13 protein-coding genes are annotated in these 20,943 nt (G+C 61.4%); 6 read left to right on the forward strand and 7 right to left on the reverse strand.

Annotated features, from left to right (window positions below; translation table 11 throughout):
* Window positions 1-130 precede the first annotated feature (130 nt).
* The 3 genes from J7E41_RS24640 to J7E41_RS24650 all read right to left on the reverse strand — a co-directional run bounded on the left by J7E41_RS24640 (window position 131) and on the right by J7E41_RS24650 (window position 4,436).
* Entirely contained in the window at window positions 131-1,660 is a 1,530-nt protein-coding gene (locus J7E41_RS24640) for an ArnT family glycosyltransferase (protein ID WP_214996895.1), read from the reverse strand.
* 72 nt (window positions 1,661-1,732) lie between these two features.
* Window positions 1,733-3,388, reverse strand: coding sequence for a lipid IV(A) 4-amino-4-deoxy-L-arabinosyltransferase (gene arnT, locus J7E41_RS24645; protein ID WP_214996896.1), 1,656 nt, complete (start codon window positions 3,386-3,388; stop codon window positions 1,733-1,735).
* Between the two features lie 364 nt (window positions 3,389-3,752).
* Window positions 3,753-4,436, reverse strand: coding sequence for a histidine phosphatase family protein (locus tag J7E41_RS24650; protein WP_214996897.1), 684 nt, complete (start codon window positions 4,434-4,436; stop codon window positions 3,753-3,755).
* A gap of 328 nt (window positions 4,437-4,764) precedes the next feature.
* On the opposite strand from J7E41_RS24650, the gene J7E41_RS24655 reads away from it, so the two are divergent.
* From J7E41_RS24655 to J7E41_RS24665, 3 genes are read left to right on the forward strand one after another with little or no spacing between them, the layout of a single operon-like run.
* A complete protein-coding gene (locus tag J7E41_RS24655) occupies window positions 4,765-5,433 on the forward strand; it encodes an ABC transporter ATP-binding protein (protein ID WP_214996898.1) in 669 nt (222 codons plus the stop codon).
* A 1-nt stretch (window position 5,434) separates the two neighbouring features.
* A complete protein-coding gene (locus J7E41_RS24660; RefSeq protein ID WP_214996899.1) occupies window positions 5,435-7,912 on the forward strand; it encodes an ABC transporter permease in 2,478 nt (825 codons plus the stop codon).
* Window positions 7,902-8,966, forward strand: a complete 1,065-nt coding sequence (locus J7E41_RS24665; protein WP_214996900.1) for a lipocalin-like domain-containing protein — start codon at window positions 7,902-7,904, stop codon at window positions 8,964-8,966. Before J7E41_RS24660 ends, J7E41_RS24665 begins: the two co-directional genes overlap by 11 nt.
* A 185-nt stretch (window positions 8,967-9,151) precedes the next feature.
* On the opposite strand, the gene J7E41_RS24670 is transcribed toward J7E41_RS24665, so the two are convergent.
* Both J7E41_RS24670 and J7E41_RS24675 read right to left on the reverse strand, forming a co-directional pair.
* The gene (locus tag J7E41_RS24670) at window positions 9,152-9,292 is read right to left on the reverse strand and encodes a hypothetical protein (RefSeq protein WP_214996901.1); all 141 of its coding nucleotides are present in this window, start codon (window positions 9,290-9,292) and stop codon (window positions 9,152-9,154) included.
* Window positions 9,289-9,975, reverse strand: coding sequence for a sterol desaturase family protein (locus J7E41_RS24675; RefSeq protein WP_214996902.1), 687 nt, complete (start codon window positions 9,973-9,975; stop codon window positions 9,289-9,291). Before J7E41_RS24675 ends, J7E41_RS24670 begins: the two co-directional genes overlap by 4 nt.
* A gap of 133 nt (window positions 9,976-10,108) precedes the next feature.
* On the opposite strand from J7E41_RS24675, the gene hpaR reads away from it, so the two are divergent.
* Window positions 10,109-10,531, forward strand: coding sequence for a homoprotocatechuate degradation operon regulator HpaR (hpaR, locus tag J7E41_RS24680; protein ID WP_214996903.1), 423 nt, complete (start codon window positions 10,109-10,111; stop codon window positions 10,529-10,531).
* Between the two features lie 3 nt (window positions 10,532-10,534).
* Here hpaR and J7E41_RS24685 read toward each other — a convergent pair whose 3' ends face one another.
* Together J7E41_RS24685 and J7E41_RS24690 are read right to left on the reverse strand one after the other, a co-directional pair.
* Window positions 10,535-11,965: an efflux transporter outer membrane subunit gene (locus J7E41_RS24685; RefSeq protein ID WP_214996904.1), complete on the reverse strand. Its 1,431-nt coding sequence runs from the start codon at window positions 11,963-11,965 to the stop codon at window positions 10,535-10,537.
* A 64-nt stretch (window positions 11,966-12,029) separates the two neighbouring features.
* Window positions 12,030-12,836, reverse strand: coding sequence for a helix-turn-helix transcriptional regulator (locus J7E41_RS24690; RefSeq protein ID WP_214996905.1), 807 nt, complete (start codon window positions 12,834-12,836; stop codon window positions 12,030-12,032).
* A gap of 564 nt (window positions 12,837-13,400) precedes the next feature.
* Between J7E41_RS24690 and J7E41_RS24695 the strand changes: the two genes are divergently transcribed.
* Both J7E41_RS24695 and J7E41_RS24700 read left to right on the forward strand, forming a co-directional pair.
* Entirely contained in the window at window positions 13,401-19,736 is a 6,336-nt protein-coding gene (locus tag J7E41_RS24695; RefSeq protein ID WP_251029667.1) for a non-ribosomal peptide synthetase, read from the forward strand.
* A gap of 131 nt (window positions 19,737-19,867) precedes the next feature.
* Window positions 19,868-20,881 carry a GlxA family transcriptional regulator gene (locus J7E41_RS24700; protein WP_353049425.1) on the forward strand — a complete coding sequence of 338 codons (1,014 nt, stop codon included), beginning with the start codon at window positions 19,868-19,870 and terminating at the stop codon, window positions 20,879-20,881.
* Window positions 20,882-20,943: the final 62 nt, after the last annotated feature.

Here is a 20,943-nt window from a genome sequence, read left to right on the forward strand (position 1 = left end):
CGCAGTCTAGCCATTGGTAACGGGCTTGCCTTGTGCCCTTTGTATTGCAGTGTATCTGGCAGGTGCGAGATACATGACAAAGCAAAAGTCCTGCCGGGTTGATCTCCGGCTGCTGAAAAAACGGGGCACTTCAGTGTGGCTGTGGAATGAACGCCACACTCCCACCCGAGCGCTTGTGAAAATACCGCTCGCCATTGTCCGGCTGCGTCGTGATCACCTGGTGGTCGTTGCCCAGAAAGGCCAGTGGTGTCGGATCTTCCCTGGAGTACTGGGCGACGATGATCGTGCGTCGCGGGTCCCAGCGTTTGCCGCTGGTTTTTTCCAGCCAGGCCATGAAGGCGGCGCTGTCGCCTTGGCGCGGGAAGTCCTGGCTTTCGGCGACGTAGTAGAACGGTGCGCCGTTATTTTGCAGGTACATCGGCAGCTTGTTGTCGACTTCCACCATGACGAATTTCCATTCGTCCCAAGGGGCGCTTTTAACGGCTTGGGTTTGCACATCTTCGGCGAAGCGGGTCACGCCGCCGTTGCCGTTGGTCCATGGGTAAATCACCCCGAGCACCAGCAGCATGACGCCGGCGGCAATGCCCAAACCCCACTGCCAACCCGGCCCGCTGATCTTTCCGGCCGCGCGTTTTTGGGCAATGCGCTCGCTGACCCACCACGCCGCCAATAATTGGGCGAATGGCACCAGCGGCAATACGTAGTAGCTGCGACGGCTGCCACTGGCGGTGAAAAACACAAACAACAGGCCCAGGCCCCAGACCAGCCAGCGGGTGTTGGGTTCAGTCTTGCGCCAGTGCCGCACAGCCAGCCACACACCGAGTATCCAGAACGGTGCCCACGGCAAGGTGTAGGCCGGGAGGTAAATCAGGTAGGTGTAGATCGGCCCCATATGGTCGAACGGGTCGAAGAAGCGCACCACGTTCTCGCGGAACACCAGTTCCAGGCCGCTTTCACCGTAAGTTGGCGCGCCGTAGAGACGAGACAGCACAAATGGAATCGCATAAAACGCCCCGGCGATTACCACCGCCAGCAGCAGGCGTGGGTTGAGGTGACGCTTGTAGCGCTGTTCGCTGAGCAGGTGCGGCAGCAGCACCAGGCCCGGTAGCACAAAACCGATCAGCCCCTTGAACAGTGAAGTGGCCGCCAGCAGCAGGAAAAACACGGTGTAGCGGCCCAGCCGCGTATCGTCCGGCCCGCGCCAATACCACCAGACCGCTGCGAGCACACCGCACACGGTCAGCACATCCGCCGTGGCCACCCGGGCCCAGAAGATAAAGTAGAAGGTGGTCGCCAGCATCCAGCCGGCAATCAGCCCGGTGCCCTTGCGGTACAGGCGTTCGCCAATCAGATAGACCAGCCAGATGCTCAGCCAGGCCGCGATCACCGAAGACAGGCGCAGTGACCAGGGACCGAGGCCGCCCATCAGGTTGGCGAAGGCGCTAATCAGCCAATAAGAGGGCAGGGGTTTGTCGTAATAGGGCGCGCCCTTGAGGTAGGGATCGAAGTAATCACCACTTTGCAGCATCTGCAAGGCGATGTTCGCCCAGCGGGTTTCCGGCCCCCACAGGTCACGACTGCCCAGGCCCAGCAGCAGGATCACGGCTGACACGCCAAGGAGCAGGAGCAGCGCCCCTCGTTCGGTTTTCCAGAAGCTCATGGGGCGATTCCAATGCAGGTAAGGGTGGCGGCGGATCAAGTGTGGGAGTGCACCCACATTAGTGCGGCTGTGTTACAGGGATTGCGGGTAAATGATGATCTCCAGATTGCCCTTGTAATAACGCTTGCCTCCCGGTGGCAGTTGCCCGGCTTCACGCATTTCGCTGGTGCTCTTGACCCGCATGATGACCCCCACCGAGCCTTGTCGGCGGGCTTCGACGAGCCAGGACTGGACGCTGTCCAGGCCGACCTTGCGGTGGGCCGAGTCGGGGTAGTTGAGGCCATAGCGCAACTCGCCGACGCTGTTGTAGAACGCCACCTCGGGCCGTCGCAGGCGCCAGGACAAAGCCGATGCGGAGTCCAGTTCATTGCTCAGCAGTGCGCGGGTCTGCTGCAGCTCGTCCAGGTGTTCAAGGATGAACTGGTCGGGCATTTCGTTATCCGTCACCACGGCCGGCATACCCACGGGCAGCAGCGCGACCAGCAGGCCGATGCCCAGGGCGGGCATTGCCCACAGGGTCAGCGGGCGCAGCACTTGCAACAGACTTGTCAGCATCCAGCCCATCAATACGATGTAGGCCAGGGACAGGCTGAACATCTCACCATGACTGTTGCCGTACAGCGGTCGCTCGATTTGCAGGTAAATCAGCACGACCATCGCCGTCAGGCCGATCAGGAAGTTAAGCAGGCCGTTGATGAACAGGGACCGGGGTTTGGCGCGGGTCAGCAGATCGATCAGGGTATGCCCCATCAGCAACGCCAGGGGTAGCAGGCACGGCATGATGTAGGTCGGCAACTTGCCTTTGCTCAGGCTGAAAAAGGCCAGGGGCAGCAGGAACCACAGGGCCAGGAAAACCATGGCCGGCTGGCGTTTTTCCTGCCAGATCTTGATCAGCGTCGACGGCAGCAATGCGGCCCACGGCAAGCAGGACACCACGATGATCGGCAGGAAGAACCACCACGGCCGGGCGTGTTGTGCATTGTCGGCGGCAAACCGGCGGATGTGTTCATGCCAGAAAAAGAAGCGCCAGTAGTCGGGCTCCTGGGCGTGCACCGCCAATGCCCATGGCAGGCATATCACTGCAGCCACCAGCATCGCCGGTGGGCCGTAACGCAGGAGTTCCCCCAGCCGACGTTGCCAGATCATGTAGGGCAGGGCGATCAATACCGGCAACAGCCAGGCGAGAAACCCCTTGGTCAGGAAGCCCATGCCGCAGGCGACGCCCAGCAGCGCCCAGAATGCGAGGCGGCTGCGTGGGGTGCGGCTGTCGAGGGCGAACCACAGCGCTACCAGGCTCAGGTTGACCCAGAATGTGAATTGCGGGTCGAGGTTGGAGTACCCCGCTTGCCCGGCCACTAGGCCAAAGCTCATGTAAAGCAGGGCACACGCAAAGCTTTTGCGTGGGTCGTTCCACAGGCGTCGGGCGATCAGGTAGGCCAGCAATACGCTCAAGCCCGTCGTCAAGGCCGAGGCGATACGTACCCCGAACAGGTTTTCGCCAAACACGGCCTGGCCGAGCGCGATCAGCCAGTAGCCTGCGGCAGGTTTTTCAAAATAACGTACGCCCATGAAGTGTGGAGACACCCAGTTGCCACTCATGAGCATTTCCTGGCTGATCTGGGCGTAGCGACTTTCGTCTGGCGTCCATAGGCCATGCAGGCCCAGAGGCAACAGGTAGAACAGGGAAAATGCCAGTAACAGTAAGGGCAGCGGTTTGATTCGGGTCATCAATAGGGCTCCCCCAGGCAGCGTTGGCGGCGAGTCGACGTGAGTGTCGAATCCGCGAAAGAGCAGGTGCCGGGGTTTCTCGGGTGGGCCGGGGGTGGAAACTCAATATAAAAAACACGCACAGAGCGTCATCCCTTAAACAGTCTGTTAGTCGTCAGGAAGAACAAAGAGCCGCGCATTGCAGTCAAACCGGTGTCGGGTGCGATATCCAACAACGCACTGAAATTTTCATCATGTATAAACACTATTTGTTAGCTGGCTACTAAAGCGCGCAGGGTGAGCCTGTATTCGAACAGTAAAAGATGCCATGTCATGGCTGTCTTTTTGCTGAACAAACTGGGTGTGATTAGATGTAATAAAGTGTTTAAAGTTGTTTGAGTGCGGTCGGCCAGTCCTTTGTATTCATGATACCCAGTGCCTTGAGTTTTCCATTGGCACCGACCCTCACGAACAGCGCGCTGCCGTATTCGGCGTGAACGGCATGTGGGTAGCCGAGTTCCTTCTCCAGGTCGCTGATGCAGGCACTGTGGGTCACCAGCAGCAGGTTGCGCCCGTCGGCTTTATGCGCAATCAACTCCTCGGCGATGGCGTTGCCGCAGATGGCCAGAGGGCCGGGGGACAACTCGGTCTTGCCGAACATGAAGAGCGAGGTCTGTGCGGTACGCGTGGCTGGGCTGCTCAGTACATCACTGTTGGCCATGCCCAGGGTTTGAAAGGCTTTGCCCACGGCAGTGGCGATGACAGTGCCGGTAACGGTCAGGCCGTCTGCTGGGCCCAGGCAAGGGTTGCTGGAGCGGTCGCAGCGCTCCTCGTGGCGTATCAGAACGATCAGGTCGCCGTCACGCCAACTGGACACGACGCCCGAGCTGAGCATGCGATGGCCCGCACTCAAGTCCGGGGGCGTAGTTGGCCATAACATCACGCCAGTCACCAACACGCCAGTCACGGCAATACCCACCAGGCTCAGCCAGAGCTTCTTGAGTCGTTTTACCGAAGCCCAGCGCGAGCGGGATTTGGGCAGGGTCAGGTCAACCACACTATTCACCATGGGCAGCTATTGATAGCGTTAAATTAAACAGGCACAACTAACAGGTGGCGGTTTGCAATGGAGCAAGAGCCTGTCACAGCGCTGCTGTCTTTTTGCTGAACATCTCGATGTAAAAACATTTAGGTACGGCAACTAGTAAGTTGCAGGTAACGGATGTGTTATCTGCACATGAGGGGGCAATTTAAAGTGCGGGAGGTTGACGGCCAGTGAAATGAATGTGAAAAAAATGCGGTGGTTCATGAGGGCTCTCCTTTGGCCCTGTGTTGTGACATAAAAATGTGACAACCGTTATTCTCTGCTTTCAGTCCGATGGCAGGTGGGTGTTCAAATGTTGCAGGTGCGAGGTGTCTTCAAGAACTACGGAACACCCTCGGGGCCATTGGTGGTTTTGACAGGTGTCGACCTCGACCTCGGTGAGCGTAGCAGTCTGGCGTTGATGGGCGAGTCTGGAAGTGGGAAAAGTACCTTACTGCACCTGGTAGCCGGGCTCGACCACGTGGATCGAGGCACTATTGAGGTGGGTGAGCAGCGCCTGGACCGCATGACCGAATCGCAACTGGCCCACTGGCGCCGCACCGAAATTGGCTTGGTGTTCCAGCAGTTCAACCTGATCGGTAGCCTGCGGGTGGAGGACAACCTGGCGTTTCAGGCGCGCCTGGCAGGGCGTTTTGATCCGTTGTGGCAGGCGCAACTGGTGGAGCGCCTGGGACTGGGGGATTTGCTCCAGCGTTACCCGGAACAGTTATCCGGTGGCCAGCAACAGCGGGTGGCGGTAGGACGCGCGCTGGCGTCCCGGCCAGGGTTACTGCTGGCGGACGAGCCCACCGGCAACCTCGACGAAGCCACCAGCGACGAGGTGCTGCAACTGCTGCTCGACCTTTTGCACGACAGCGCCACCAGCTTGCTGATGGTCACCCACAGCCCTCGAATCGCGGCGCGCCTGGACCGGCAGATGGTATTGCATCGCGGCCATGTGGTTGCGGCGCAGGCCCGCTGAGATGCGGGTTATTTATTGGACGTTGCGGGCGCTGCTCAGCCATTGGCGTCGGCACCCGGTGCAGTTTTTCAGTGTGCTGACCGGGTTGTGGCTGGCCACTGCGCTGTTGACCGGCGTGCAAGCGCTCAACAGCCAGGCGCGTGACAGCTATGCCCGGGCCAGTCAGTTGATCGGTGGTGAACCCCAGGCCAGCCTTGTCGCGCCGGACGGTTCGAGTTTTTCGCAGGCGTTGTTTGTCACGCTGCGCCGTGCCGGGTGGCCGGTGTCTCCAGTGGTCCAGGGCCGTGTGGTGCTCCAAGGGCACGAAGACCAGCGTGTGCAATTGATGGGCATTGACCCGGTGTCGCTGCCGGGAGGCGGATCACTTGCCGGGCAGACCCTGGACCGTGGGCAGAGGGTCGCCTTCTTCACTCCGCCGGGCCGTACCTGGGTCGCTCCAAAGACGCTGCAAGCGTTGGGCCTGCAAGAGGGCGAGCAACCCCTGACAGCCAGTGGCCAGCCTTTGCCACCGCTGCAGGCACAGCCCGATATGGCCCCCGGTCTCTTGCTGACCGACATCGGCTTTGCTCAACCACTGCTGGACATGCCCCAACGCTTGTCGCGGCTATTGCTGGACAAGGCCTTTGCCGCGACGCATCCCGCCTTGCCGGCAGAGATAAGCGGTCAGCTGCAACTCAAGGCCGGCGAGGAAAACAACCTCGCGCGCCTGACTGAAAGCTTCCACTTGAACCTTGATGCCCTGGGCTTTCTGTCCTTTGTAGTAGGGCTGTTCATTGTCCACGCCGCCATCGGCCTGGCCCTGGAACAACGACGCGGCCTATTGCGCACCTTGCGTGCCTGCGGGGTCAGCGCTCGGGCGCTGATCTTCAGTTTGAGTATCGAACTGGGTGGCCTGGCCTTGTTGGGCGGGCTGGCCGGGGTGGCCAGCGGATACGTGTTGGCCAGCCTGTTGCTGCCGGATGTGGCGGCCAGCTTGCGGGGCCTGTACGGCGCCGAAGTGGCCGGGCAACTGAGCCTCAGCCCGTTATGGTGGGCCAGCGGGCTGGGCTTGAGCCTGCTCGGTGCCTTGCTCGCCGGGGCCAGCAGCTTGTGGCGTGCGGCCCGGCTTCCGTTGTTGGCGCTGGCCAATGCCCAGGCCTGGCACCAGGCTCACGGGCGCTGGTTACGCCGTCAGGGTTGGGTGGCGGCTGCGGCCTTGTTGGTTGCATTGTTGGCATTGTGGTGGGGCGACAGCCTGATCAGTGGTTTCGTGCTGATGGCGGCCTTGTTGCTGGGGGCCGCCCTGGGTTTGCCGGTGTTGCTCAACGTCCTGCTCAAGGCGGTGCTGGGCCGTAGTCGTTCGGTGCTGGGCCAATGGTTTCTCGCTGACTGTCGGCAACAGTTGCCGGCGTTGAGCCTGGCGTTGATGGCTTTGCTGTTGGCGCTAGCGGCCAATATCGGCGCAGGCTCCATGACCTCGGGCTTTCGCCAGACCTTCAACAATTGGCTGGAGCAGCGGCTGACCGCCGAGCTGTACGTCAATCCGCAAAACCCGGCCCAGGCCGAGCAGTTGCAGCAGTGGCTGGCGCAGCAACCCTTGGTGCAAACGGTGCTGCCCACCTGGCAAGTGCCGGTGCAATTGCAGGGCTGGCCGGCGGATGTTTTTGGTGTGGTGGATGACCCCACCTATCGCCAGCACTGGCCGTTGCTGCAAGCCGTGGCAGGTGATCCGTGGGATCAGTTGGTGCAGGGCGATACGCTGATGCTCAGCGAGCAACTGGCACGCCGGTTGAAAGTACAATTGGGCGATACGGTGACGATCCCGACGCCACAGGGGGCATGGTCGCCCACGGTGGTGGGGATCTACGCCGACTATGGCAATCCCAAGGGCCACATTCTGGTTAACGCCCGGCACCTGTTGCAGCACTGGCCGGGATCATCCCCGGCGCGTTTCAACCTGCGGGTAGTACCGGCAAATGTGCCGGCGCTGGTGCGCGAGGTGCAAGCCCGGTTTGCCCTGGAAGACAGCCGTATCGTCGACCAACAGCAACTCAAGGGTTGGTCGAACCAAGTCTTCGAGCGCACGTTTGCGGCCACCGCCGCCCTCAACAGTTTGACCCTGGGCGTGGCTGGCGTGGCGCTGTTCATCAGCCTGCTGACCCAGAGCCAAAGCCGACTCGGCCAATTGGCGCCGTTGTGGGCGTTAGGGGTGACGCGACGACAATTGATGCTGCTCAACCTGGGGCAAACCTGGCTGCTGGCGGTGCTGACCCTGGTGCTGGCGCTGCCCTTGGGTTTGCTCCTGGCGTGGTGCCTGGACGCGGTGATCAACGTACAGGCCTTTGGCTGGCGCCTGCCGTTGCAGGTGTTCCCCTGGCAGTTGGCCCAGTTGCTGGGGCTGGCGATGCTCGCCACGTTGTTGGCCTCAGCCTGGCCGCTCTGGCAGTTGTACCGCAGTCGTCCGGCCGATTTGCTGAGGACCTTTGCCCATGAAGATTAAGTGCCTGTTGTGGGCTTCACTGCTGTTGCTGAGCGCCTGCGATAAGCCGGCGCCGCCTGAGGAAAGCTTCGCGGGCCTTGGCAGCGATGCCGCGGACTTTGCCCAGGTGGTGCCTGGCAAAGTCTTCAGTTTTCCTGAGGATCACGGCCCCCATGATGGCTTTCGCATCGAGTGGTGGTACGTCACCGCCAATCTGAAGGATGCCGAGGGCAACCCCTTCGGCGTGCAATGGACGCTCTTTCGCAACGCCCTCAAGGCCGGGCCGGTGCAACCGGGCTGGCATGATTCGACGATCTGGCTCGGCCATGCCGCCGTTACCTCCGCCGCCAGCCACTACGCCGCCGAGCGCTACGCCCGAGGTGGCGTGGGGCAGGCCGGCGCTCAAGTGGTGCCCTTCAATGCCTGGATCGACAACTGGAGTTTCGCCACCCGCCCAGACGCCGCGAACACGCTGACCGACATGCAACTCAAGGCGGGCGATGGGCATTTCAATTACGACCTGCACCTGACATCCAGCCGACCACTGATCCTTCAGGGCGACAATGGCTACAGCCGCAAATCCGACCAGGGCCAGGCCTCGTACTACTACAGCCAGCCGTTTTTCCAGGCCAGCGGCAGCCTCACCCTCGATGGCAAAACCTACCAGGTCAGCGGCCCAGCATGGCTCGACCGCGAATGGAGCAGCCAGCCACTGACGGCCAACCAGACCGGCTGGGATTGGTTTTCGCTGCACCTGGACAGTGGTGAACAATTGATGTTGTTTCGGGTGCGGCAGAAAGAAGGTGAGTCCTACCTGACCGGCACCTGGATCGACCAGAAAGGGCAAACCCAAACCTTGCACAATCAAGACATTCAACTCACGCCGCTGGACAGTACCCAGATCGATGGACGCCGTGTTCCAACACGTTGGTCGCTGAAGGTGCCTGGCAAACAGCTCGACATCACCCCCGAAGCGGTAAACCCGAGGGCGTGGATGAAGGTGAGCATTCCGTATTGGGAAGGGCCGGTGCGATTTGAGGGCGGGGTGGGGTATTTGGAGATGACGGGGTATTAGAGTAATTGCCGGTCAGTTAAGCCGAACAATGTCGGGCACCTGTGCAAGCAAACCCTGATCAGCAGCACCAAGAGCTGATTTGTTGTAGCGGTATCCGGGGATACAGGCCTTGCGGTCGGTGTCCCTTTTTTGTCCCCGGGGTTTCAGTGCAACCTGCAGCGGCAGCCGCGCCCGGCGGGTGTTCTTCAACGAACCCGGGTACAGGCGGTGGTGATAGGCGAGTAGTTGCTCGCGTGGACCTTGGTGGGCATCAGCAGCAGGAAGGCAATAACGGCGATCAGGATGATCAGGAGCAGGTGCCGAGCTTTCCTTGGGCGGGTGTTCATGACCGTTCCTGGGTGTCGTTGGGCTCGTGGGTGGCGGGCTCCCAGTGCAGGGTACCGAACAGGTAGTCCATCAGTGGCAGGACGATGTTGAAGTTGCGTCCTTGCATCAGTTCGCGACGGTGATGCAGGGCGTGCAGTTGACGCATCTGGCGAATCCAGGGGAGACGCGCCAAGGGGTGGTGGTCGTGCAGGTGTTCGCAGGCGTGGAAGATTTCGTAGAGCAGGTAGCCGAGGATCATGCAGCCGGCAAACAGGCCGGCGACGTTGGGGTTCAGTTGCTTGAGCAGCCACCAGGCGGGGAGGGTGATGGCCAGGCTGTGGAGGATGATCAGCCAGGCGGGGAACAGGATGACGCGCCAGTCTTTTGCACTTTGGTAGGTCATGTGGCCGGGGGTGAAGAAGCTGTGGTGGTCGCCGGTGTGGCGGGCGTAGAACAGTGTGGCGAGGGCGTGTTTGTGGTGGCCCAGGTGGCGATGGACGAGGTAGATGCACAGGTTGAAGAACACCAGGGACAGCGGGATGGTCAGCCATTCCAGGGGTTGGACCTGGTGGGCGGTGGACCAGAACAACGTGATGCAAAGCAGGCCGTAACCCAGTACGAAACCGGCGTGTAGCCAAGGGTTGTAGCGGGGGTGGACGCTGGCGCGGTAGCGGGTACGGAAGGCCTCGGTGGGGTGGGGCATGGGCGCGGCTCGTTGTTATTTTTTTGGGTGGGGTGAGCTTAGTCGGTTGTGGGGATTATGCGAGTTCGTAGCTTGCACACCCCAGGCCCGGGCTCTAAGCTCCACCACTCCTGCCCCTGGCGACGCGTAAACCATGCCCACCCCGAGACCCTCGTTGACCCTCACCCTGCTGCAAGCCCGCGAAGCGACCATGGCCTTTTTCCGCCCGCTGCTCAACGAACACGACCTGACCGAGCAGCAATGGCGAGTCATCCGCATCCTGCGCCGCCAAGGCGAGCTGGAAAGTCATCAACTGGCCCACCTGGCCTGTATCCTCAAACCCAGCATGACCGGGGTGTTGGCGCGGCTGGAACGTGACGGTATCGTGCGGCGCAGAAAGTCTGCTGAAGACCAGCGTCGGGTGTTCGTCGCCCTTACTGAGCTTGGGCAACAGCGTTTTGTCGACATGAGCGAGGGGATGGAAAGTAACTACCTGAAGATCCAGGAACAGTTCGGCGAGGAGCAACTCGAGCAACTGATGACGTTGCTCGAAAAGCTCAAAGGCATCAAACCCTGAACCTTACTGCTCAGCGGCTGCCAGGCTCGGCCACTGCGTCCACGCGCCACCCAGCGCCGTATACAGGTTCACCTCCGCCACCAGTTGCGCCAACCGGTCGGCAATCAACATCTGCTGCGAGCTGAACAGCGAGCGTTGTGCGTCCAGGAACGTCAAGTTGCTGTCCACGCCGCTGCGGTAGCGGTGTTGCGCCAGGTCGTAGTAGGCCTGGTTGGCCTGCACGAAGTCCCGTTGCGCCTCCAGTTGATCGTTGTAGGTCTGCCGAGCGGCGAGGCCGTTGGAGACTTCCTGGAAGGCGGTCTGGATGGACTTCTCGTATTGGGCGACGAGGATGTTTTTCTGGATCTTCGCGTAATCGAGGCTGGCCCGCAGGCTGCCGGCATTGAAGATCGGCAGGTTGATCTGTGGCTGGAACGTCCAACTTCCCGAGCCACCCTTGAACAGTCCTGACAGGTCTTTACTGGCGCCGCCGGCATTGGCGGTCAGGGTGAGGGAAGGGAAAAACGCGGCGCGGGCGGCGCCGATGTTGGCGTTGGCGGCCTTGAGTTTGTATTCGGCCTGGAGAATGTCCGGGCGCCGTTGCAGCAGGTCTGACGGCAGCCCGGCCGGGACCCGGGCAATCAGGTCGTCAGCCAGTGGGCGCGCGGGCAATGTTTCGCTGATGGGTCCACCCACCAGCAAACTCAGGCTGTTCACGTCCTGGGCGACCTGGCGCTGATAACGGGCAACGCTTGCCCGCGTGCTTTCCACGCTGGTGCGGGCCTGGATCACGTCCAGCGAGGAAGCCTTGCCGGCGGTCTTGCTGCGGGAGGTCAGGCGCAGGCTGCGTTCGTCGACTGCCAGGGTTTTCTCGGCCAGGGCCAGCAGCTCCTGGTCGGCGCGCCAGGTCAGGTAGCCGTTGGCGACGTTGGCCACCAGGCTCAGTTGGGCGCTGCGCCGGGCTTCTTCGGTGGACAGGTAGGTTTGCATTGCCTGCTCACTGAGGCTGCGCACGCGTCCGAAGAAATCCAGTTCATAGGCGCTGATTCCCAGCGTCACCGAATAGGAGGAGGTGATGGCGGACTTGCCGGTACCGGTGAGGTCGCCCGGTAGCTTCTGGCGTTTGCCGGCGCCGCTGGCGGACACGGCCGGGAACAGGTCGGCCCGTTGAATGCGGTACTGCGCCTGGAACGCTTCCACGTTCAAGGCCGCCACTCGCAGGTCACGGTTGTTGGCCAGGGCGTCGCGGATCAACTGCTGCATTGCCGGGTCATGAAACAGGTGCTGCCAGTCCGGTCCCGAGGTTGTATCGACTCCCGTCAGTGCGGCGTCGTAGGCCGGGCCCTGGGGGTACTGTGCAGGCGTGGGCGCTTCGGGTTGTTGGTAGTCCGGGATCAGCGAGCAACCGCCGAGGATCCACGCAACCGTCACCAACGAGAGGGGGAGCTTGCTCATTGACCAGCCTCAAGAAAAAGAGAGAGGCGGGCCGGGTTGCAGGGCTCGCCAGTGTGAAGATGTTTTAGGCGCCAACCATCCATTTGGCCAGGCCATGGCGGCCACTGACCCCCAGCTTGGCGGCGGCGCGTTTGAGATAGGTTTCGATAGAGCTGTTTTTCACGCTGAGCTTCTCGGCCATCTGCGGTACGGTGCCGCCGGTCAACAACCCCAGGCAGACTTCCTGTTCTCGCGCCGACAGGGTGATGTCACTGAGGGACAGGCGCTTGTAGAACTCACGCTGCAACTGTGACTGTTCCAGCAAGGTTTGCGATTCCACCGTCCCGTTTACCGGCTCGGCCCGCAGGACTTGGCGGCTGACCTGGGCGTGCCGCTCGATCAGTGGCAGCAAGGTGTCGGACAGGCACTTGAGGAATGACAACTGCGCCAGGGAAAACACCGGTTGCGTATGGGGGCGGTAAAGCGAAATCACGTAGCGACGATTGGCCCTGCGTGACACCAGATTGCACTGATGGGAGGTGCCTCGCACATGGGAGCTATTGGCTTTGGCGTTCATTTGAATCAGCAGCGAATCATCCATGCCCAGCATTTTCTTGAGCAGTGGGTGATCGTTGCGATGGTGCAGGGTGCGCGGTGCGGGTAAGTCTTCCTTCAAACCGGCGCTGCCCAGCAACGTAATGTCCAGTACGCTGGCCTGCTGCTCGTCCAGGGTCCATTCACTGAGGTCCACCAGGTGCGCCGGCACCAGTTTGTCCACCAAGTGCAGCATCCGCGTTGCAAAGTGATCATTGCCGGTACTTGAAATCAACTCTCCCAATTCGAAATAGAAATCTGGGCTTTCCATCTGTCGAATACTGCTGATCAGGCTCATATACATCCATCCTTGATGTCGAAAACCGTCAACGGTTGCCGGGTGCATCAGCAGACCGTCCGTACTCCTTAAACGTAATGCGGCGCTCGAGATTTCATTTAGCCATACAGATTTGTCCTACGTATGTAGGGGAAACGGGGGACACAACCTGCCATAGAATCCAGGAAGTGAATTCGTTTTTTCTGACAGGTGGAGGTTTTTTGTCGGATAAATAATGACTCTTATCGTTATTTAACCCCTTGATAAAAAACAGATTTTTGTGATGTCTCAAGCTAATGAGTTAGCTAGGCATCGGAAAAAAATGGTCAATCTCCTACATTCATTTAATCGTTTCAGCAGTGAACGTTTAGCCCACCCGCTTTTCAGGCTCCCACACCTGCCTCGAACTGTCCGGGTTTCGGGTGACAGACAAGCCTTGGGGGCAGTGCTTAAATTCGTTGATTTCGCCTGAACGGGTAGCCTTGCGCGCCTTCTGGACACCCCTCCCATGAGATGGACCTTATGACGCTTTTTTCTACCACCGCCGTGGGCGACGTTGCTGTGAAAGAGGCGCCTTGTGGCACGTTGCCGGTGTTCCCGCTGACCGCCGCCCAGCGGGATATCTGGCTGGATCAACTGCGCCTCGGCGACTCGCCGCTGTACAACATTGGGGGTTATGTCGACCTTGCGGGCCCAGTCATTCCCGAGCTGATCCAACGGGCGGTGGAGCTGTTGGTGTTCAAGCACGATGCATTGCGCACAGTACTGTTGCTCGATGGCGACGGCCTGCCCCGGCAAACCTTCACCAGGGCATTGGCGGTGCAGGTGCCGCTGCACGATTTTTCCACCATGGCTGAACCACAGGCTGCGTCCCAAGCCCTGATGCAGCAGCAGATGGCGCAGGTCTACTCCATGGGGCACGGGCCCTTGTTCCGCTTCTTCCTGGTCAAGCTCGATGACGATCATTACCGCCTCGGCACCCAGGCCCACCACCTGATTCTCGACGGCTGGGGATTTGGCCAGATGCTGCAATCCCTGGCCGGGATCTACTGTGCCCTGGAGCAGGGCCGCCAGCCGGACTTGGTGGCGCCGTCCTATATCGACTTCATCGACAACGATGAACACTATCGCGAGTCGGCCCGTTACGCCCGCGACCGAAAGTACTGGCTGGATAAATACCAGGCATTGCCCGAGCCGCTGCTGGTACCTCGTTATCGCACGCAGCGCGACAACGATCAGGCGCCCAGCAACACGCTGGTGCAGCCGTTCTCCGTGGCCTTGCTGGACCGCATGGAGCAGGTTGCCAGCCGCTACCAGGCGTCGGCGTTCCACGTCTTGCTGGCGGCGATGTACGTGTATTTCACCCGTACCCTGCAGCGCCAGGAGTGGGTCGTCGGGCTGCCGATTCTGAACCGCTCCAACGCGCGCTTTCGTTCGACCCTGGGGCTGTTCGCCCAAGTCAGCGCCGTGCGTTTTCAGTTCAACGAGCAACTGCCGTTCAGCGCGCTGGTGCGCGGCGTGCGTGATCAGCTCAAGCAGGATTTTCGCCACCAGCGTTTCCCCTTGAGCGAGATGAATCGCGAGTTGGGGCTATTGCAGGCAGACCGCGGCCAGTTGTTCGACCTGTCGGTGTCCTATGAACAGGACGACCATGATTACCGCTACGGCCAGGCCATGGCCCACGCGATCAAGGTCTCCAACCATCATGAGCAACTGCCGATTGCCATCCACCTGCGCAGCAATCGCTACAACCACACCGCTTGCCTGCACTGTGTCTACAACCAGGCGTATTTCCAACACGATGAGGTGCAGGCCCTGGCGGAGCGCTTTACCTATCTGCTGGAGCAGGGGTTGGCAGACACAACCTTACCGGTGGCTGGGTTCTCGCTGCTGACGCCCCGGGAAGCCGAGCAGTTGCAGTACTGGAATGCGACGTCTCAGGCTTACCCGACCGGGCAAACCCTTCACCAGCGCATTGAAAACCAGGCCACGCTGACACCGGACGCCGTGGCCGCGCTGTATCAGGGCCGGCCACTGACCTATGGCGAGTTGAATCGCCAGGCCAACGGGTTGGCTCATTACCTGCTGGAATTGGGGGTTCAACCCGACGACCGCGTGGCCATCGTCGCCCGGCGCGGGCTGGAGACGTTGGTGGGTTTGCTGGCAATCCTCAAGTCCGGTGCCTGTTATGTGCCGGTGGATCCGTCCCATCCGGTTGAACGTCTGAACTACCTGCTCAGTGACAGCATGCCGGTAGCGGTGCTCACGCAGCAGGAGTTGCTGGCACGCTTGCCTGCCCTTGATGTACCGGTGATCAACCTGGATCAACCTGCCTGGCAGCAGTATTCGACGGCCAACCCGCAAACAGCCGTAACGCCCACGAACCTCGCCTACCTCATCTACACCTCAGGCTCCACCGGACAGCCCAAAGGGGTGATGGTGGAGCATCACACCGTGGCCAACCTGGTGGACTGGCATTGCCAGGCCTTCGACCTGCATCCGGGCAGCCACACTGCCAGCGTCGCCGGTTTCGGCTTCGACGCCATGGCCTGGGAAATCTGGCCCGCCTTGTGCGTGGGTGCGACCCTGCACTTGCCACCAACCCACGACGGCGCGGAAGACATCGACGCGCTGCTGGACTGGTGGCGCGCACAACCCCTGGACGTGTGTTTCCTGCCCACGCCAGTGGCTGAATACGCTTTCAGCCAGAACCTCGAACACCCGACCCTGCGCACCTTGCTGATCGGCGGTGACCGTCTGCGCCAGTTCGCCCGCGCCCAGCGCTTCGAGGTGATCAACAACTACGGCCCTACGGAAGCCACCGTCGTGGCCACTTCAGGTCGGGTCGAGGTGGGCCGGGCATTGCACATCGGCAAGCCTATCGCCAATGCCACGGTGTACGTGCTGGATGAGCAACTTCGCCCGGTGCCCGTGGGCGTTGCCGGCGAGCTGTACGTTGGCGGCAAAGGTGTGGCGCGGGGCTATTTCAACCGTCCGGAAATGACCGCAGAACGCTTTCTCGACGACCCGTTCAACCCTGGCCGCCTGTACCGCACCGGCGACCTGGTGCGCTGGCTGGAGGACGGTAACCTTGAATACCTGGGGCGCAACGACGACCAGGTGAAAATCCGTGGCGTACGTATCGAACTGGGGGAAATCGAAGCCGCGCTGGCCAGCCATCACGGGATCGCCGAAGCTGTGGCCCAAGTCCGTGAGGGGCAATTGCTGGCCTGGTTCATAGCACTTGAACCGGTGGCAATTGACGCGCTTCGTGCCCATGTGCAATCCCGCGTGCCGGATGCGATGGTCCCCGTGGCCTATATGAAACTGGACGCGCTCCCGTTGACCGCCAACGGCAAACTTGACCGCAAGGCCTTGCCAGCGCCAGGGCCGGAGGCTTTTATCACCCGTCGCTACGAAGCCCCGCAAGGGGCTGTGGAAATCGCCCTGGCACAGATCTGGGCCGAGGTGTTGCAGGTCGAGCGGGTAGGACGCCAGGACCATTTTTTCGAACTGGGCGGGCATTCCCTGTTGGCGGTCAATCTGGTGCAGCGCATGCGCCAGGCCGGGTTACAGGCCGATGTTCAGGTGTTGTTTGGTCAACCCACCCTGGCGGCGTTGGCCGCAGCGGTGGGGGGTGGGACGGAGCTTGAGGTTGCGGCCAATCGCATCCCGGCCGATTGCACGCGCATCACCCCGGACATGCTGGCCCTGGCCGAGCTGGATCAGGCGACGATCGATCGGATTGTCGACGCGATTCCCGGCAGTGCTGCCAATGTGCAGGAGATCTATCCGCTGGCGCCGTTGCAGGAAGGTCTGCTCTACCACCATATGACCGACGAGCGTGATCCCTACCAGCAACACGCGATGTTCACCTTTGCCGGTCGCGAGCAACTGGATGCTTTTGCCGAGGCCTTGCAACAGGTGATCGCCCGGCATGACATCCTGCGCACCAGCCTGGTCTGGGACGCTATCGAGCAACCGATGCAGGTGGTCTGGCGCGAGGCACGGCTGACGCTGGAGCAGATGACACTGCCGGGCAATGCTGTCGTCGACTCGTTGCGCGAACACTTCGATCCACGCCGGCGACCGCTGGACCTGCGCCAGGCGCCGATGATGGCCCTGGCCTATGCCGAGGACCCGCAGAACAACCGCTGGGTCGGCATGTTGCGCTTCCACCATCTGGTCAATGACGCAACGTCAACCACGGTACTGATGAATGAAATCCAGGCCCACATGCTGGGTCAGCAACAGTCGTTGCCGGCGCCGATTGCCTACCGCAACTTCGTTGCCCAGACCCGTGCGCCCGATCGTCAGGCCCGGCATGAGGCGTTCTTCCGTGAGCGTCTGGGAGACATGGACGAGCCGACCCTGGCCTTCGGTTTGCAGGAGCGCCAGGCGGACCGTGGCGAGACGCAAGAAGTCGACTGCTTGCTGCCCGAAGCCCTCGGTCAGCGCCTGCGGCTACAGGCGCGTACCCTGGGCGTCAGCGTGGCGAGCCTGTATCACCTGGCCTGGGCTCAGGTGCTCGGCAAGGTTTCGGGGCGCGACGATGTGGTATTTGGCACGGTGTTGCTGGGTCGTTTGCAGGCGGGCGAGGGTGCGGACCGTGCCCTGGGCATGTTCATCAATACCTTGCCACTGCGTCTGCGCCTGGCCGGGCAACCGGTGCGCGAGGCGGTCCTGGACACCCATCGTCAACTGAGCGCCTTGCTTACCCAGGAGCAGGCGTCCCTGGCCCTGGCCCAGCGTTGCAGCAGCCTGCCGGCCTCCACCCCTCTGTTCAACAGCCTGCTGAACTACCGGCACGCCCTGGCCGACGATGATCAAGGGTTGCTGCGTGATGTGCCTGGAGTCGAGTTGCTGAGCAGCGAAGACATCCTCAGTTATCCGTTCGTGTTTGAAGTGGAGGATCGGCCCAGTGGTTTTCGGCTCCAGGCCAAGGCTCCGCGCAAGATTGGCGCCCGGCGCCTGCTGGATTACCTGGAAACGGTACTGGTGGGTCTGGTGCAAGCGCTTGAGCAAGCGCCGGGCACGCTGCTTCGCACGGTGCAGATGCTCCCGGCGGCCGAGCTTGAACAGTTGTTGATCGACTACAACGCTACCCAGACCGATGCTCCGGTGGACCTGACCCTCCATGCTCTTTTCGAGGCACACGCCAGGCAGACTCCCCACGCCGTGGCGGTGCAAGCGGGTGAGCAGCCATTGACGTATCAGCAGCTCAACGAGCGTGCCAACCAGTTGGCCCATCACCTGCTCCAACGCGGCGTGCAGCCGGATACCCGGGTAGCACTCTGCGTCGAGCGCGGGCCAGACCTGATAGTAGGCCTGCTGGCGATTCTCAAGGCTGGTGGTGCTTACGTGCCGCTGGATCCGGGGTACCCGCCCGAGCGTATTGCCTACATGCTGCAAGACAGCGCACCTGTGGTGGTGCTTGTCCACGGGGCTACACGCACGTTATCGGGGAGCGCCCTGATGCCGGTGATTGATCTTGATCAGTCTGCGTGGCAGCACAACCCGGTCACCAATCCTCAAATCCCCACCTTGAGCGCCGCCAACCTGGCTTACGTGATGTACACCTCCGGCTCCACCGGCACGCCCAAAGGTGTGATGGTCGAGCACCGTGGGCTGAGCAACCTCGTGCAGTGGGGGGCTCGGCTGTGTCCGACGACCTCGGGTGGTGCCTCGTTGCAGCGGGCGCCCTTCAGCTTCGATGGCTCGGTCTGGGAGCTGTTCTGGCCGCTGGCTAATGGCATGCGCCTGGTGTTGGCGCGGGTTGACGGGCACCGCGACCCGGTTTATCTGGCCCAGTTGATTCGTGAGCAGCAGATCAGCGTGGTCCAGTTCGTGCCGGCCATGCTGCAACAGTTTCTCGAGCTGGAAGAGTCCAGCCTCTGCACCAGCCTGACCGATGTGTTGTGTGGCGGCGGCGAACTCACCGAAGCCTTGGCCCGCGGCGTTCAGGCTCGCTTGCCCAAGGTTCGCCTGCACAACGTCTACGGTCCCACCGAAGCCACCGTCGACAGCAGCGCCTGGACCCTGGAACCGGGTGCTCCGGTGCCGTCGGTGCAATTGCCCATCGGCCGGGCCATCAGCAATACCCGGCTGTATGTGCTGGACGAACAGGATCAACCGGTGGCCACCGGCGTCAGCGGCCAGTTGCATATCGGCGGCGTGGGCGTCGCCCGGGGTTACCTGGGGCTGGCGCAGATGACCGCCGAGCGTTTTATCGACAGCCCGTTTGTAGCGGGTGATCGCCTGTACCGCACCGGGGACCTGGTGCGTTACCTGCCAGACGGCAACCTGGAGTTTCTCGGTCGCAACGACTTCCAGGTCAAGCTGCGGGGCGTGCGCCTGGAACTGGGGGAGATCGAATCGCGCCTGGCGGCACATCCGGCGGTGCGTGAAGTGGCGGTACTGATTCGCGATGAGCGACTGGTGGCCTACTTTACCGTTCGCGGCGAGGCGCCTGGCCTTGAGCGTTTACGCACCCATGTACTGGAACTGCTACCGGAATACATGGTGCCGGCGGCATTTGTGCAGCTTGAAGCACTGCCCCTGAACCCGGCGGGCAAACTCGACCGCAAGGCCCTGCCGGAGCCGGGGTTGGAGGCCGTGGTGAGCCGTACCTATGAGGCGCCGCAAGGCGCAGTGGAAACGCTGATAGCCGGCATTTGGGCCGAAATGTTGAAGTTGGAAAGGGTGGGGCGCCATGATCACTTTTTTGAACTGGGCGGGCATTCATTACTGGCGGTAGGCCTGGTGGCGCGCTTGCGCAAGGCAGGGCTGGAGGTGGATGCGCGGAGCTTGTTCAGCCAGCCGACGTTGGCGGGGTTGGCGGGTATGGTAGGGACGCTGGTGCAGCGGGTTGAGGTGCCGCAGACGTTGATTCCGCAATTGGATCGGCGGCGTAGGCTCTGAAGTCCCCTGGCTCGAAAGTCGCCCCCACAAGCCGCAACAAAGTGGTACGCCTTTTCCGCCCCGGCAGTTAGCATTGCGCCCATCCGCCCGATATCCAACGGGCCGATCAACGCCAACCAGCCGGTCAAACAATAATGGAACGACGCCAATTCAGCGGAGGCATGCAGGGGAAAAACCTTCGTTACCTGAACGAAGCCCCTGGCCAAACACAGCAAAAGGTTCGAACAGGCTTCCTGCTGCTCGAACACTTCTCGCTGCCGGCATTTACCCAGGCCCTGGATACGCTCATCACGGCAAACCTGCTGCGTCCCGGGCTCTTTTCCACCTGCACCTTCGGCTTGGGCGAGGGTGAGATTGTCAGCGATCTGGGCCTGGTCATTCGACCGCAGGCCCGGCTTGAGGCGTCGGTGCTTCCCGACCTGGACCTGTTGGTGATTTGTGGTGGCTACCGTACGGCGCTTACTGCCAGTGATGAGTTCCTGCACCTGCTGAAGGCCGCGTCGCAGCAGGGTATCAGCCTGGCCGGGTTGTGGAATGGTGCCTGGTTCCTGGGCAAGGCGGGGGTGCTGGACGGTTATCGTTGCGCCATTCATCCCGAGCATCGTCCTGCGCTGGCAGAGATCGCCAAGGCGACCCAGGTCAGCAGCGAACCCTATGTGATTGATCGCGACCGACTCACGGCGTCCAGCCCCTCCGGTGCCTTCCATATGGCGCTGGACTGGATCAAAAGCGTGCATGGCAAGGCGCTGGTGGAAGGGATCGAGGACATTCTGGCGTTCGAAGAATCGCGTTACCGGCGTGTCAAACCGGTGACCCATATTTCAGTGAGCGCGCCACTGCGCGAAGTCGTGAAGTTGATGGAGGCCAACCTCGAAGATCCGTTGGCGCTGGACCAGTTGGCGGTTTATGCCGGTCGTTCACGGCGACAACTGGAGCGCTTGTTCGGGGAGCAACTGGGGACCACCCCGCAACGTTATTACCTGGAACTGCGCATCACCGAGGCGCGGCGTTTGCTCCAGCACACTGAAATGTCCCAGGTCGAGGTGCTGGTGGCCTGTGGTTTCGTGTCACCCAGTCATTTCAGCAAATGCTACAGCGCGTTTTTCGGCTATCGACCATCGAAGGAAACGCGACGGGTCAAGTAACCGACCGCTCTACGGTGCACGCGCAAGGTGTGTACCGTCCCTCTTGTCCCTGCTTCCCATGT

The sequence above is a fragment of the Pseudomonas fluorescens genome, from assembly GCF_018614655.1.
GTDB classification, from domain to species: Bacteria; Pseudomonadota; Gammaproteobacteria; order Pseudomonadales; family Pseudomonadaceae; genus Aquipseudomonas; species Aquipseudomonas fluorescens_BX.

Coding starts and splice junctions, on each gene's coding strand:
- J7E41_RS24690 (WP_214996905.1), bottom strand. CDS start 12,836: ATGAGCCTGATCAGCAGTATTCGACAGATGGAAAGCCCAGATTTCTAT.
- J7E41_RS24665 (WP_214996900.1), top strand. CDS start 7,902: ATGAAGATTAAGTGCCTGTTGTGGGCTTCACTGCTGTTGCTGAGCGCC.
- J7E41_RS24640 (WP_214996895.1), bottom strand. CDS start 1,660: ATGAGCTTCTGGAAAACCGAACGAGGGGCGCTGCTCCTGCTCCTTGGC.
- J7E41_RS24670 (WP_214996901.1), bottom strand. CDS start 9,292: ATGAACACCCGCCCAAGGAAAGCTCGGCACCTGCTCCTGATCATCCTG.
- J7E41_RS24650 (WP_214996897.1), bottom strand. CDS start 4,436: ATGGTGAATAGTGTGGTTGACCTGACCCTGCCCAAATCCCGCTCGCGC.
- arnT (WP_214996896.1), bottom strand. CDS start 3,388: ATGACCCGAATCAAACCGCTGCCCTTACTGTTACTGGCATTTTCCCTG.
- J7E41_RS24685 (WP_214996904.1), bottom strand. CDS start 11,965: ATGAGCAAGCTCCCCCTCTCGTTGGTGACGGTTGCGTGGATCCTCGGC.
- J7E41_RS24660 (WP_214996899.1), top strand. CDS start 5,435: ATGCGGGTTATTTATTGGACGTTGCGGGCGCTGCTCAGCCATTGGCGT.
- J7E41_RS24655 (WP_214996898.1), top strand. CDS start 4,765: ATGTTGCAGGTGCGAGGTGTCTTCAAGAACTACGGAACACCCTCGGGG.
- J7E41_RS24675 (WP_214996902.1), bottom strand. CDS start 9,975: ATGCCCCACCCCACCGAGGCCTTCCGTACCCGCTACCGCGCCAGCGTC.
- hpaR (WP_214996903.1), top strand. CDS start 10,109: ATGCCCACCCCGAGACCCTCGTTGACCCTCACCCTGCTGCAAGCCCGC.